Source organism: uncultured Tateyamaria sp., from assembly GCF_947496075.1.
In the GTDB taxonomy this organism is placed as follows: Bacteria; Pseudomonadota; Alphaproteobacteria; order Rhodobacterales; family Rhodobacteraceae; genus Tateyamaria.
The window spans coordinates 87,171-99,935 of the sequence record NZ_CANMBJ010000005.1; the positions used below are offsets into that span (position 1 = coordinate 87,171).

Consider the following 12,765-nt stretch of genomic DNA (forward strand, 5'->3'; position numbering starts at 1 on the left):
GAGGGGGCGGATCGCCCCGCCCTCTCACCCTGACCCCCTCAGTCCGAGACATCCCATGACGGTCCCTACTCCACCGACCACCCGTGGTGCGCTTGAGCGCCGCGAGGCGCGGCTGGCCTGGTCCCTGCTGCTGCCCACGATCACCATCGTGAGCCTTGTGATCATCCTGCCCCTGCTGGCGATCTTCTGGATCAGCTTCAAACCCGTTGGGCTGGCCGACCTGCGCCCCGTGGCCCCCGTGATCCGCGAAAGTCTCCGCGAGCGATCGGGCGAGATGGTGATCGAGTATCGCGTGCGCAACTCGTCCCAGCAGAAAGAGATTGTGGGGCTTGGATTCACCGACACGCTGCATGACGGTGTGACGCCGGGGGCACTGCCCGAGCAGTGTTCGGTCGAGGGTGGCGCGCTGCGCTGCGACTTTGGCGATGTAGAAGGCGGATTCAACGAGCGCATCCGCATTCCGGTCACACTGGATGGGGATCTCGAGACGCTCGAAGCCATTGTCGAAGGGACCGAACCCTCAGGTTATGGTGTCGGCGACAACATCCTGACCAATTCCGAGTTCACGCTTGAGAATTTCGCGCGTATTTTTGACGGAGACGAGTTCTGGTCCGTCCTGTGGGCAACGGTTTTCTATACAGTCTTCGGCACCATCGGCGCGCTGGTCGTCGGGCTGTTTGCGGCACTGTTGCTGAACAAGTCCTTCCGTGGCAAAGGCGTGCTGCGCGGCCTGTACCTGTTTCCTTACGTCTCGCCCATCATTGCCGTGGCCTTCACCTGGGTCACCCTGCTTGATCCGTTCTCGGGCTCACTGAATGCGTTGCTGATCCAGATGGGTGTCGTTGAAAGCCCCATAAATTTCTTTGGCCAGCGCCCGCTTGCCTTGATCATGGTCACGGTGTTCGAGATCTGGCGCTATTTCCCGCTGTCCTTCCTGTTCATCCTTGCGCGGATGCAATCCATCGACACGGATATGTACGAGGCGGCAGATATGGACGGCGCGTCACCCTTCCAGAAGTTCTGGTACCTGTCGCTGCCCATGCTCTTGGGTATCCTGTCAGTCCTGTTCCTGCTGCGCTTCATCTGGACCTTCAACAAGTTCGACGACATCTTCCTGCTGACGGGGGGCAATGCGGGCACCCGCACGCTGACGGTCAACGTGTACGAACAAGCCTTTGCGATCTCGAATATCGGGGCGGGCGCAGCGGTGGCCGTAGTGATCTTTGCGACCCTGCTTTTGTTCAGCTTCTTCTTCTTCAAGTACATTTCTCAGGAGGAAGGGCTGTGATGTCGGGTGCCGCAAAACTAGTTTGTGTCGCGCCAAAGGCGCGGATGGATCGTGTGCCAAAGGCGCGCATGGATCGTGTGCCTGCGGCGGGCGGGGGAAGCGCGCTGCGCGCGCAAGGGCTCTGCCCTTCGGCCTGCGGCCTCATCCCGAAGTTTATCTGGCAAAGTGAAGGAGGATCGGCATGAGCAGTCTGCGTCAAGGCGCGGTGACCGGGGCCGTCATCGGTTTGTTCTGGGCCTTTGTCATCGCCGTCACGGTGTCTGTTACCTTGTCCTTTGCTTCTGGCCTTGGGTTTCGGCCCGGCAGTCTGGGATGCCTGATCCTTGGGTTGGGCGGCGGCATGGCAAGCATCTACTTGCGCGATGCACGACTGGTTATGAGTGGCTTCATCCTGCTGTGCTTTGTGCTGATGTTCACGCCACTGTCGCCGATCCTGTTTCAAGAGAACGTCCCGGTTCTGTGGCAGCTTATGGCCGTCGTCTCCTTTGGTCTGTTCATGATCTGGCCCCTGACCCTCATGCTGGTCGAGGCGCATCCCGGTCCGCTCACCCGACATGCGTTTGAGGATGCGGTGATCCGGTTCCTGACCGGGTTCGGCTACATCGTCTTTACCGCCGCCGTGCTGATCCCCTTCTACGTGATGGTGATGACCAGCCTGAAATCGCAGCAGGCCCTGCTTAGGAACCCGCTCGATTTCTCCATCGAACTCAGCCGCGGCTGGGACCTGTTTCGCAGCTACACCGAGCTGTTTGGCCAGTTCAATTTCGGCAGCTACCTTTGGACCAGCTTCTATGTGTCGGTTCTGACGGTCCTGATCACGCTGCTGTTCTCGGTCCCTGGCGCTTATGCCGTGGCACGGCTGCGGTTCAAGGGGCGGGCCGCGTTTTCGCGGTCGATCCTGCTGATCTACATGGTGCCGATGATCGTGCTGGCGCTGCCGATCTATATCACCTTTTCTATGACCGGCCTGCGCAACACCATTCCCGGGCTGCTGATGATCTATCCGGTCACCACGATCCCCGTCGCCCTCTACATGCTGCAGGGATACTTCCGCGGCCTGCCGGGCGAGGTCGAGGAGGCGGGGCTGATGGACGGCCTGTCCCGCCTGCAAGTGATCTGGAAGATCACCCTGCCCCTGTCGCTGCCTGCGATGGTGTCGGTGTCGCTTTATGTCTTCATGATCGCCTGGAACGAATTTCTGCTGGCCTTCATGCTGCTGGACGATCCGTCGAAATTCACGCTGACCCGTGGGGTCGCGATGCTGAACTCCTCTGAAATTCCGCGCCAGCACCTGATGGCGGGCGCCGTGATCGCGACCATTCCGATCATGGCCCTGTTCCTGGGGCTGGAACGGTTCATGACGAAAGGGCTGACCGCCGGGTCGGTAAAAGGATGATGCGAGACATGACATCCACGGACATGCGCGACGAGGAAGCCCGTGCAATCCTGAAACGCAACGACAAGGGTGGGTACACGATCCCAACCTCGGGCCTGTATCCCTACCAATGGAACTGGGACAGTGCCTTTGCCGCAGTGGGTTTTGCCGAGTTCGACATCGAGCGCGCCTGGGCCGAAATCGAAACCCTGTTCTCGGGCCAGTGGGACAACGGGATGGTGCCACACATCCTGTTCCATGTGCCGGACGAAGGGTACTTCCCCAATCATGACGTATGGCAGGGCACGGGGCCAATCCCCTCCTCTGGCATCAGCCAGCCGCCCGTCGCCGCGACCATGGCGCGGATGGTGCTGGAAAAGGATACCGCCGTCGGTCGGGACCGCGTGGCCGAACTTTATCCCAAGATGGTCGCCTGGCATCGCTGGTTCATGGACTGGCGCCTGGACCAAGGTGCGGTCTGCGTCACTCACCCGTGGGAAGCCGGACGCGACAATGCCCCCGACTGGGACGCGGCCATGGCCGCCATCACCCCCGAAGGCGTTGGAGACTACACGCGCCGCGACACGACCCATGTCGACAGCTCAATGCGGCCCACGAAATATGACTACGATCGATATATCTGGCTGGTGCAACGGGGCGCCCGGTTGGGCTGGGATGAGGCAGCAATGCTGCAGGACACCCCTTTCCGCGTCGCTGACCCGACTATGACCTTTATCCTGTTGCGGGCCACCCGTGACCTCATCACGATCGGCGAGATGTTGGGCGCGGATGTGCGCGAACTACAGGGCTGGGCAGAAACGCTTCAGGCGGGCGCACAGACCCTCTGGAACCCGGCCCTGGGCTGTTTTGACAGCCGCGACGTGGTCGGCGGCAGTTGGTCTCGGTCGATCTCGAACGCGTCTTTCCTGTGCTGGTATGCCGGTATCGATCACCCGGACATGCGGGCGCGTCTGGCCGAGGTTCTGGCCCTTTGCAAATATGGCGTGCCCTCGCTGACCCCGGATGACACTCGCTTTGACGGCAAGCGCTATTGGCGCGGTCCGGTCTGGGGGATGATGAACCTGATGATCGGAACAGGCCTGTCCGAAATGGGCCTGGCCCAGGGCGATGCGCTCAGACACAGCACCGCCGACCTGATCGCCGAACACGGCTTTGCCGAATATTTCGATCCCCGCGACGGGTCACCGGCGGGCGGCAGCACTTTCACATGGACGGCGGCCGTTTGGCTGGCCTGGGCCTCTCCAACCAATCAAGGAGCCTGAGCAATGGGCGCGATCACTCTCAACGCTGTCGAGAAATGGTATGGCGAGGTGCAGGTCATCAAGGGCGTCAATCTGGCGATCAACGATGGTGAGTTCATCGTCTTTGTTGGGCCCTCGGGCTGCGGCAAGTCCACCCTGCTGCGCATGATCGGGGGGCTTGAGGATATCAGCCGTGGTTCCCTGCTTATCGACGGGAAGGATGTCACCGATCAGCCGCCCAGCAAACGTGGCTTGTCGATGGTGTTCCAGTCCTATGCGCTCTACCCCCACATGTCGGTGCGGGACAATATGGGGTTCTCGCTGAAAACGGCGGGCGCACCCAAGGCCGAGATTGCAGAGAAGGTGGACGCTGCCGCCGAGACGCTGAAACTGGATCAGTATCTGGAGCGTCGGCCCAAGGACCTGTCAGGCGGGCAGCGCCAGCGTGTTGCCATTGGCCGCTCCATCGTACGCGAACCGACGGCGTTCCTGTTCGACGAGCCGCTGTCAAACCTCGACGCGGCCCTGCGGGTCGAGATGCGTTATGAGATTTCAAAACTGCATCAGTCATTGTCGGCCACCATGATCTACGTGACCCACGATCAGGTCGAAGCGATGACTCTCGCCGACCGGATCGTGGTTCTGGATGCGGGCCGGATCATCCAGGTCGGCACGCCGCGCGAGCTTTACAACCATCCGGGCAACGTGTTCGTGGCGCAGTTCATTGGCAGCCCGAAGATGAATGTGTTTGGGTGTTCTACAGCGAATGGCGGTTACACTGTGCCGGGCGGGCGCGGCGGTCCTTACAGCCTGAGCGGTGCGGCCACGCAGATGGGCATCCGGCCCGAACATGTTGCCGTAGGCGCAGCGGGCACTGGTCAATGCGATGGCACGGTCGATGTGGCAGAGTATCTGGGTGCCGACACGTTTGTGCTCCTGGATTGCGGGGCGGCAGGGCAGATCAACGTGCGGATTTCAGGTGATGCGGAGTTGAAGGTCGGCGACGTTGTGGGCCTCAGCTTCGATCCGGAGCGCACGCATTTCTTTGATGCCGACGGGAATACGATCAACACGTGAGCCGTGTTAGGATACGACGCTAGTCATCCCACTCAACGTCGAACTTGGTCACAACCGCCCGCACCTGATCCTCGGTCAGGCCCTGCGCCCCCATGCCCCGGGTCATCAACGCGAGCCGCGCGGTATCTTCCAGCTCCTCAATGGCATTGCAGGCGGCCTCGACATCCTTGCCGGCCACCACCGGGCCATGGTTGGCCAGCATCACCGCTGACCGCTTGCCTGCAAGGCCGCGCACGGCCTCGCCCATTGCCGGATCACCGGGCAGGAAGAAGGGCAGAAGCTGCACCTTGCCCAGCTTCATGATGCCATAGGGCGTGAGGGGCGGCAGGAAGTTGTCCGGGTCAGCCCCCGGCAGCATCGAAAGTGCAACCGAGTGGCAGGAATGCAGATGCACCACGGCCCCGGCAGCGCTGCGCGTGTCGTAAAACGCCGTGTGCAGGGGCATTTCCTTCGTAGGCTTATCCCCCGCCACATGGGCACCCGACGCATCAAACCGGCTCAGCCGCCCGGGATCGAGCCGACCAAAGCTGGTGCCGGTGGGCGACACCAGCAACCCACCATCTTCGGTCCGGGCAGAGATGTTGCCGGTCGACCCATGGGTCAGGCCCCGGTCGAACAAGGACTTGGCAAGCAAGCATATCTGTTCGCGCAACGCGCTTTCGTCACTCATGCCATCAACACCCGATCCGCTTTTTCAAAGAAATCTTCGGCCCCGAAATTCCCAGATTTCAAGGCAACAACCAGATCAGGCCCCGCGCGCAGGGCAGGCACACCCGGATCGATTTCCGGTCCGATATCAAGCGTATCAAGGCCCAAACCTTCGACCACCGCGCCCGACGTCTCGCCTCCGGCAGTAATGATGCGGGTCGCCCCACCGTCGCGGACCACGCGGGCCACGTCGGCAAAAAAGCCCTCTAAGGCCTCCGCCGACCGCTCACGGCCAAACTGATCCTGCACCTGTCGCACCACCTCCGGATCGGCAGACGAATACAGCAGCGGCACGCCGTCCTGCGCCAAGGCCCACGCCGCCGCATCGCCAGCGGTCAACCGCCCCTCGATCACATCCGCTGCCACAACCTCGCGTACCGGATGGCGGGCGGCGTGATAAGCGACCTGCGCCCGCGTCGCGATGGAACAGGAGCCGGACAACGCCACGGCGCGACCGCCCTGCCCGACCCAGGGAACGGCACCGGCCACACAGCCGAAGTTCGCAGGCAGGCCCAGCGCCACACCTGACCCGCCGGTGATCAATGGCAGGTCCCGCGCGGCGGCACCAATGGCGCGCAAATCCTCATCCCTGATCGCATCCACCACGATATGGCGCTTGCCCGCCTCATGCTCGGCCTGCAATGCCACGTGGATCGCCTCCGCGCCGGCAAACACCGATGCAGCGCCCACATGCCCCACGTCATACCGCGTCTGCGGTGCCAGCCATCGCCGCAAATCCGAGTCCGTCATCGGCGTGAGCGGATGGTTCTGCATCCCGCTCTCGCTCAGCAGCACATCATTCACGAACAAATGCCCCTGATAGACCGATCGCCCCGTACCCGGAAAAGCGGGACATACAATGACCCGGTGGGCATCCAACGCCTCTGCCAAGGCATCCGCGACGGGGCCGATATTGCCCTCCGGCGTCGAGTCAAAGGTCGAACAATACTTGAAGAAAAACTGGGTGCACCCCTGCGCGCGCAGCCAGTCCAAAGCCTCCAGCGACTTCGCCACCGCCTCGGCCGGATCAATCGAACGGGACTTCAACGCCACAACGCCCGCCTCCACAGACGGATCCGCGTCGCCTGCAGGCACGCCAGTATATTGCGTCGTGCGCATCCCCTCCTTGGCGAGCGTGTTGGCCAGATCGCTTGATCCGGTGAAATCGTCCCCGATGCATCCCAGTTTCAACGCGCCTCTCCCTTCGTTTTGCCGCACGAAAGCACTGGCACAGCAGGAATGGCAACCCCGGCAGCATGCGACACGAAAATTTCGGGATTTCCGCGACGGCGCAACCGCCTGTACCCCTTGCGAACAAGGGCGTGGGGCCTGTAGGTTCGCCCGACACGCGACAAGCCTGAAAGGGGCGCACCTTGGCCTTCACTCCTGCGATCACCGGCACGGGCGTCTTCACGCCAGAGCAATCCATTTCCAACGCGGAACTGGTCGAGGCATTCAACGCTTACGCGGACCTTTACAACGCCGAACACGCCGATGCGATTGCGGCAGGTGAGGTTGATCCCAAGGATCACTCATCAGAAGAGTTCATCATAAAGGCCTCGGGCATCGAACGGCGTTACGTCATGGACAAATCCGGTGTGCTCGACCCCAAGGTCATGCACCCCCTGCTGCGCCAGCGCAGCGATGACGAACCATCGATCATGGCAGAAATGGCAGTTGATGCGGCACACAAGGCACTGACCCAGGCGGGAAAGACGGCGGCGGATGTGGATGCGGTGATTTGCGCAGCGTCAAACCTCGAACGTGCCTACCCTGCCGTCGCCATCGAAATTCAGGAACTTCTCGGGATTCAGGGCTTTGCCTTCGACATGAACGTCGCCTGTTCCTCCGCAACCTTCGGCATACAGGCGGCGGCGGACATGGTGCGCTCGGGCTCCATCCGGTCAGCGCTGGTGGTGAATCCGGAAATCTGTTCGGCCCACCTCGAATGGCGCGACCGCGACTGCCATTTCATCTTTGGCGACGTGGCAACTGCCACCCTGATCGAACGGGCCGAAGAGGCAAAGGGCCCTTATTTCGAAATCAAGTCGACCCGTTGCGGCACCGCGTTTTCAAACAACATCCGCAACAACAACGGCTACCTGCGCCGGTCCCGCCCGGACGGGCTCAAGGACCGCCGCGACATGCAGTTCATGCAGAACGGGCGCAAGGTGTTCAAGGAAGTGCTGCCCATGGTCAGCCAGCACATCGCCAACCACATGGGCGACGAAGGGGTCAAAGCGGCGGACCTGAAACGGCTCTGGCTGCACCAGGCCAACAAGACAATGAACGACTTCATCGGGAAAAAGGTGCTGGGGCGCACGCCGGAACCGGGCGAGCAACCCAACATCCTGCAGGACTATGCCAACACGTCCTCGGCCGGATCGATCATCGCCTTTTCCAAGTATTCAGGCGATCTCGGCGACGGGGACAAGGGGATCATCTGCTCGTTCGGTGCAGGGTACTCTGTGGGGTCTGTTCTGGTTGAACGGCACGGATAGCAACCAAACCCCATACGACAAACGCATCGTGCCGCGATGAAATCTCACCGCGGCAAGCAAATTCAGGTTTTGTCTTTCAGGCGGAAGCGGTCGCCTCAATCTCGAACATCAAACCGGGCAAGGCCAGGCGGGTGACACCCAACAGGGTCATGGGCGGTGCGCATTGGATCGGGCCAAAGCGCATGCCCAACAGATCAAAATTCTTCAGCGCCTCATCCACATCCGTCGCGTAGACACCCAGCCGGGTCACATTGGCCAGGCTCATGCCCGCGCCTTCCAGAACGGCTTCGAGGTTATCGAGCGCCAGGGCGATCTGCGCGCGCATGTCACCCGGGTGCTGCGGGGCACCATTGCCATCCACCGACGTTTGGCCCGCGCAGATCATCTGCCTTGATGCGCCTTCGATGATTTCGCCCTGATTGTAGCCCAGGTTCAGGGACCAGTCCCAAGGGTTCACTGCGGTCCGTTGCATGGTCATTTTCTCCTTCATGACGTGTCTGAAAGAGGCTTAGAGCTATTTGGTGCCAAAATTTGTCACCGAATGTGTTACCCTGTGCACATGAACATTCGACAACGACATGACAGCATCGTGCGCACCCTGCGGCGCAACGGCAGTTCCACCATTGATGATCTGGCGCGCGACGTCGGCGCCTCGCGGCGCACCGTGTTGCGCGATATCAGCGCCTTGCGCGACGAAGGCTTTGTCATCCATTCCGAAAGCGGGCGCGGCGGCGGCATTCAGCTTGATCCGCAATCCATGCAGACAACCGCGCGCCTTGCCGTGTCCGAGGTCTTTGCCCTGTTGATCAGCGTAGCCGCCATGCGGGCCGCACAGAACCTGCCCTTTTCCGATCTGGCGGACGCAGGGCTGGCCAAGATCGAAAAGTCGCTGCCATCCGACAAGGTCCGCGATCTGCGGCGGTTTCTGGATTGCCTGCATATCGGTCAACTGTCACCGCAGCAGGATCTGTCCGATCTTGGGCCGATGGATGCGGATCTGCTGCCTGTCTTTGAAACCGGGTTCCTGCAACGGGTGCATATCCAGTTCGACTATCGCGACGCCAAGGGGAACAAGACACGGCGCAAGGTCGAACCGCAAGCGATGCTGATCCTGCAACCGTTGTGGTACCTGGTGGCGTGGGATCCGACGCGGGACGATTTCCGCCACTTCAGAATGGACCGCATCAGCCGCCCCGAATGCCTTGAGGATGAACCCTTTCGCTGGCGGCATGTGCCGTTCGAGGACGATGTTTGCCCCTACAAGGACCTGCCGCGCTAGCGGGCGGCCGCAGCCCTCAGCTGTCGCCGACCGCATCCCGCCAATGCCGGCGGCACAGCGATACATAGGTCTCGTTTCCACCAATCTGCACCTGCGCGCCGTCTGTGATCGCGCGGCCCTCGACATCCTGCCGGATCACCATCGTCGCCTTCTTTCCGCAATGGCAGATCGTGCGCACCTCGCGCATCTCGTCGGCCAGCGCCAGCAGCGTGGCAGACCCGGGAAAAAGCTTGCCGCGGAAATCCACCCGCAACCCGTAGCACATCACCGGCATTCGCAGATCATCGACGGCGCGGGCAAGCTGCCACACCTGATCTTCGGTCAGGAACTGCGCTTCGTCGACGAAGACACAGGCGACAGGCCCCTCTGTTTGCCGTGCGACAAGCTTTTCGAACAGATCGTCGGCGGTTGTGAACGTGTCAGCCTCTGCCCCGATCCCGATCCGCGAGGCAATGCGCCCCGCTCCGGCACGATCATCAAAGGATGCGGTCAGCAGATAGGGGTCCATCCCCCGCTCACGATAGTTGTGAGCGGCCTGCAACAGCACGGTCGATTTGCCCGCGTTCATGGTGGAGTAGTGAAAATAAAGCTTCGCCATGGGCGGCTGCATAATTCGGTCGGCATGCCTGGGCAAGACCAGGTGGGTGCAAGGGCCGCGCGCATGATCTTGTCGCCTGCGTCACAAGCCCCTGCGCCGCTTCGGCACTGGGTTACGATGAAATGGGCAACGGATGCTTGCGCGCCCGATTTGGGGATGATGCCCACCCCGATACTCAAAACCGCCGACGGACCCGCCACACCTGCTGCCGGTCAGACCGGCCTGTCGCCCCCACGGGACAGAGGATGTGGCAGACCCCACCCGAACCCGGCGCTTGGGGGCACCGGGCACTTGTTACATCCCGAAAACCACTGGGATGCTTTTAAAAATGACATTTGCTGGCTAGACGATTAATGGGAAAAGACCGGCCAAGTTCCCCCGCATAGGTGGTTGAACTGAGGCTTTGCGCAGTAAGGGGGCGGGCTTATGACCGTTGGCAGTTATTTAAAAAAACACACCGAGTCCTTGGTAAAGGATGTCGGGATCGAAGCGGCATGCAAACTGACCGGCAAGTCCAAGGCGACCCTGGGCCGATACTACTCCGACAACGAAGAGCACTCGGATCGCTTCATGCCCGTCGACGCGGTGATCGCATTGGAAGAAGCGGCAAGCTACCCGCACGTCACCGGCGCGCTGGCCGAACTGCAAGGCATCACGCTCAGCCACGATGACCGCCGCCCCAATTCTGACCGTCCCGGTGGTGTGAATTCCGACGTGATCGCGCTCAGCCAACGCTTTGCCATGTTGATGACCGAATACCAGCAATCGATCGAAGATGGCGTGATCACGGTCAACGAAGCCAAGCGGTTGTTGAAAGAAACGACCTTGCTGCAACAGGTGCTGATCGACATGAAACTGCACCTCGAGGATGAAAGTGCCTGAGGATCTTCCGGCCCTTGTGGCCGAAGCGTTGCCGCAGATCGATACAGATGCCTTGCGCGCACCCGATGATCCGGGTCATCCACCGCGCATCCTGCTGCTTTACGGCTCGCTGCGCGATGTCAGCTATTCCCGCCGCGCTGCCGAAGAAGCGGCCCGTATTCTAAGGCATTTGGGCTGCGAAACACAGCTATTCGACCCGTCCGGCCTGCCCCTTGTCGATGATGCCGACGGGGATCACCCCAAGGTGGTCGAACTGCGTGAACTGGCGACATGGTCCGAAGGCATGGTCTGGTCCAGCCCCGAACGCCACGGCGCCATGACCGGCCTGATGAAGACCCAGATCGACTGGCTACCCCTTTCCATGAAAGGCGGCATTCGCCCCACGCAGGGCAAGACGCTGGCCGTCATGCAGGTGTCCGGCGGATCACAAAGCTTCAATGCGGTAAACCAGATGCGTATCCTGGGCCGCTGGATGCGAATGGTCACCATCCCCAACCAATCCAGTATCGCCAAGGCGTGGCTGGAATTCGAGGACGGACGCCTGCCCGAGGGGCCGTTCTATCGCCGAGTCGTTGACGTGATGGAAGAGCTGGTGAAATTCACCTGGATGGTGCGGGGGCGTCAGGACTATCTGGTCGATCGCTATTCCGAACGGGCTGAAAGCGTCGAGGACGTGCACAAGCGGGTGTCGCTGAAAAAGCTGTAACTCTGCGAAGGTCAGAGCAAACCGCGACGGATTATCAGGGTCGGCAACCTCGAATTCCTACCGTCTGGCCTCACTGAGCGGACCAATCACCTCGATCCGGTTGGTCCACACATAGCCATCAAAAGCGTCCGGGACCTTGCCAAAGGCATCTGCGTCATCGATCCCGGTCGAAAACCCCGACCCGTCGTAGGGACCGGCCAGAATGACATCGGTTCCAACCGCCTCGAAACGACGGGTGAAGCGATGCGGCCATCCCCATAAAAAGCCTGCATAGTTTTGCGGAATCATGACGATCGTGTTGCGACAACTCTCCGGCACATAGCCACTCCAGCCTAGCATGAAGTACCGAACGAGGCAGGCCTGCAAAGAGGATCTATCGAATCCGCGCAGGTCAGTCGTTGCCTCCAATGCCACCCGCGTGGGTGGCCGTCCGCCATAGACACCATAAACCTGCGCGCGCGCCTCTGGCTTTTGCAGCATCATGGCAAGCGCTACGCCCTCCTCGTAACGACGACTTTTGAAATTGACAAGGAATTGTCCCGCCATGTTCTCGGCGAACACTTGGTCCAGTGACGGCATCAACCCAGTCCCTTGTCCGCGTAAGGGATAGGTGCCTGTGCCATCATCAATCCGATAGCCGATATCAAGGCCCTGAAGCTCGGCAAAACTCTGTTTATGCGTAACGCCTGTTCCGTCAGTGCGACAATCCACCGTCCTATCATGGAAGACGGCAAACACATCGTCAGGCGTCAGATGAACATCGATTTCCACAACATCCGCTCCCAAGCGAAATGCCTCTTGCATGGAGGGCAGCGTGTTCTCGACGAAAGCATGTTCAATAGGCTCAACCGGCGACGCGTGACAGGCATCATTCGACCTGTCGGACCCGGTATAGATGTGATGAACGCCCCGATGGGCGATTACACGGGTTTTATGCTGATCCACCCCAGCGACAAAAAGCGACGTGTTCGCCCCCCACACGCCCAACACCAGAAGCAAAGCCACACAGGTCAGTCGTTTCATTATGCGCCGCATGGCTGGACACTAGAACGCGTGCAGACGTGTTGAAACGGCGAAAACAAACCTGCG

13 protein-coding genes are annotated in these 12,765 nt (G+C 60.8%); 8 read left to right on the forward strand and 5 right to left on the reverse strand.

Translation table 11 applies throughout. From position 1 onward, the window contains the following. Positions 1-55: 55 nt before the first annotated feature. From Q1A51_RS17440 to Q1A51_RS17455, 4 genes are all read left to right on the forward strand, one after another. Positions 56-1,288 carry a sugar ABC transporter permease gene (locus Q1A51_RS17440; RefSeq protein ID WP_299604224.1) on the forward strand — a complete coding sequence of 411 codons (1,233 nt, stop codon included), beginning with the start codon at positions 56-58 and terminating at the stop codon, positions 1,286-1,288. Between the two features lie 181 nt (positions 1,289-1,469). After that, positions 1,470-2,684, forward strand: a complete 1,215-nt coding sequence (locus Q1A51_RS17445) for a carbohydrate ABC transporter permease (RefSeq protein ID WP_299604227.1) — start codon at positions 1,470-1,472, stop codon at positions 2,682-2,684. An 8-nt stretch (positions 2,685-2,692) separates the two neighbouring features. After that, a complete protein-coding gene (locus tag Q1A51_RS17450; protein WP_299604230.1) occupies positions 2,693-3,946 on the forward strand; it encodes a hypothetical protein in 1,254 nt (417 codons plus the stop codon). A gap of 3 nt (positions 3,947-3,949) precedes the next feature. Beyond that, positions 3,950-5,002 (forward strand): ABC transporter ATP-binding protein, encoded by a 1,053-nt coding sequence (locus tag Q1A51_RS17455; protein ID WP_299604233.1) that lies wholly within the window; start codon positions 3,950-3,952, stop codon positions 5,000-5,002. A 19-nt stretch (positions 5,003-5,021) separates the two neighbouring features. Here Q1A51_RS17455 and Q1A51_RS17460 read toward each other — a convergent pair whose 3' ends face one another. Further along, positions 5,022-5,672: an aldolase gene (locus tag Q1A51_RS17460; protein WP_299604236.1), complete on the reverse strand. Its 651-nt coding sequence runs from the start codon at positions 5,670-5,672 to the stop codon at positions 5,022-5,024. Continuing rightward, a complete protein-coding gene (gene otnK, locus Q1A51_RS17465) occupies positions 5,669-6,901 on the reverse strand; it encodes a 3-oxo-tetronate kinase (RefSeq protein WP_299604238.1) in 1,233 nt (410 codons plus the stop codon). The genes Q1A51_RS17460 and otnK overlap by 4 nt, the downstream gene beginning before the upstream one ends. Positions 6,902-7,083: 182 nt before the next feature. Between otnK and Q1A51_RS17470 the strand changes: the two genes are divergently transcribed. After that, a complete protein-coding gene (locus Q1A51_RS17470; RefSeq protein WP_299604240.1) occupies positions 7,084-8,211 on the forward strand; it encodes a beta-ketoacyl-ACP synthase III in 1,128 nt (375 codons plus the stop codon). Positions 8,212-8,287: 76 nt separating this feature from the next. Here Q1A51_RS17470 and Q1A51_RS17475 read toward each other — a convergent pair whose 3' ends face one another. Then, positions 8,288-8,683, reverse strand: a complete 396-nt coding sequence (locus tag Q1A51_RS17475; RefSeq protein WP_299604243.1) for a RidA family protein — start codon at positions 8,681-8,683, stop codon at positions 8,288-8,290. Positions 8,684-8,770: 87 nt separating this feature from the next. Between Q1A51_RS17475 and Q1A51_RS17480 the strand changes: the two genes are divergently transcribed. Then, complete coding sequence (locus Q1A51_RS17480) at positions 8,771-9,490, forward strand: WYL domain-containing protein (RefSeq protein WP_299604245.1); 720 nt, start codon at positions 8,771-8,773, stop codon at positions 9,488-9,490. Positions 9,491-9,506: 16 nt separating this feature from the next. Here the strand turns inward: Q1A51_RS17480 and Q1A51_RS17485 are convergent, their stop codons facing one another. Then, positions 9,507-10,088 (reverse strand): thymidine kinase, encoded by a 582-nt coding sequence (locus tag Q1A51_RS17485; RefSeq protein ID WP_299604247.1) that lies wholly within the window; start codon positions 10,086-10,088, stop codon positions 9,507-9,509. A 426-nt stretch (positions 10,089-10,514) separates the two neighbouring features. On the opposite strand from Q1A51_RS17485, the gene Q1A51_RS17490 reads away from it, so the two are divergent. Continuing rightward, entirely contained in the window at positions 10,515-10,970 is a 456-nt protein-coding gene (locus tag Q1A51_RS17490; RefSeq protein ID WP_189369492.1) for a hypothetical protein, read from the forward strand. Continuing rightward, a complete protein-coding gene (gene arsH, locus Q1A51_RS17495) occupies positions 10,957-11,676 on the forward strand; it encodes an arsenical resistance protein ArsH (RefSeq protein WP_299604249.1) in 720 nt (239 codons plus the stop codon). The genes Q1A51_RS17490 and arsH overlap by 14 nt, the downstream gene beginning before the upstream one ends. A gap of 57 nt (positions 11,677-11,733) precedes the next feature. Here arsH and Q1A51_RS17500 read toward each other — a convergent pair whose 3' ends face one another. Continuing rightward, positions 11,734-12,699: a glycerophosphodiester phosphodiesterase family protein gene (locus tag Q1A51_RS17500; protein ID WP_299604251.1), complete on the reverse strand. Its 966-nt coding sequence runs from the start codon at positions 12,697-12,699 to the stop codon at positions 11,734-11,736. Between the last annotated feature and the right edge of the window lie 66 nt (positions 12,700-12,765).

Bases quoted from the DNA above. Each gene is read 5' to 3' on its own strand.
- Q1A51_RS17450 (WP_299604230.1), top strand. From the start codon at position 2,693: ATGACATCCACGGACATGCGCGACGAGGAAGCCCGTGCAATCCTGAAA.
- Q1A51_RS17455 (WP_299604233.1), top strand. From the start codon at position 3,950: ATGGGCGCGATCACTCTCAACGCTGTCGAGAAATGGTATGGCGAGGTG.
- Q1A51_RS17485 (WP_299604247.1), bottom strand. From the start codon at position 10,088: ATGGCGAAGCTTTATTTTCACTACTCCACCATGAACGCGGGCAAATCG.
- Q1A51_RS17440 (WP_299604224.1), top strand. From the start codon at position 56: ATGACGGTCCCTACTCCACCGACCACCCGTGGTGCGCTTGAGCGCCGC.
- Q1A51_RS17475 (WP_299604243.1), bottom strand. From the start codon at position 8,683: ATGCAACGGACCGCAGTGAACCCTTGGGACTGGTCCCTGAACCTGGGC.
- arsH (WP_299604249.1), top strand. From the start codon at position 10,957: ATGAAAGTGCCTGAGGATCTTCCGGCCCTTGTGGCCGAAGCGTTGCCG.
- Q1A51_RS17490 (WP_189369492.1), top strand. From the start codon at position 10,515: ATGACCGTTGGCAGTTATTTAAAAAAACACACCGAGTCCTTGGTAAAG.
- Q1A51_RS17445 (WP_299604227.1), top strand. From the start codon at position 1,470: ATGAGCAGTCTGCGTCAAGGCGCGGTGACCGGGGCCGTCATCGGTTTG.
- Q1A51_RS17460 (WP_299604236.1), bottom strand. From the start codon at position 5,672: ATGAGTGACGAAAGCGCGTTGCGCGAACAGATATGCTTGCTTGCCAAG.
- Q1A51_RS17480 (WP_299604245.1), top strand. From the start codon at position 8,771: ATGAACATTCGACAACGACATGACAGCATCGTGCGCACCCTGCGGCGC.
- Q1A51_RS17500 (WP_299604251.1), bottom strand. From the start codon at position 12,699: ATGAAACGACTGACCTGTGTGGCTTTGCTTCTGGTGTTGGGCGTGTGG.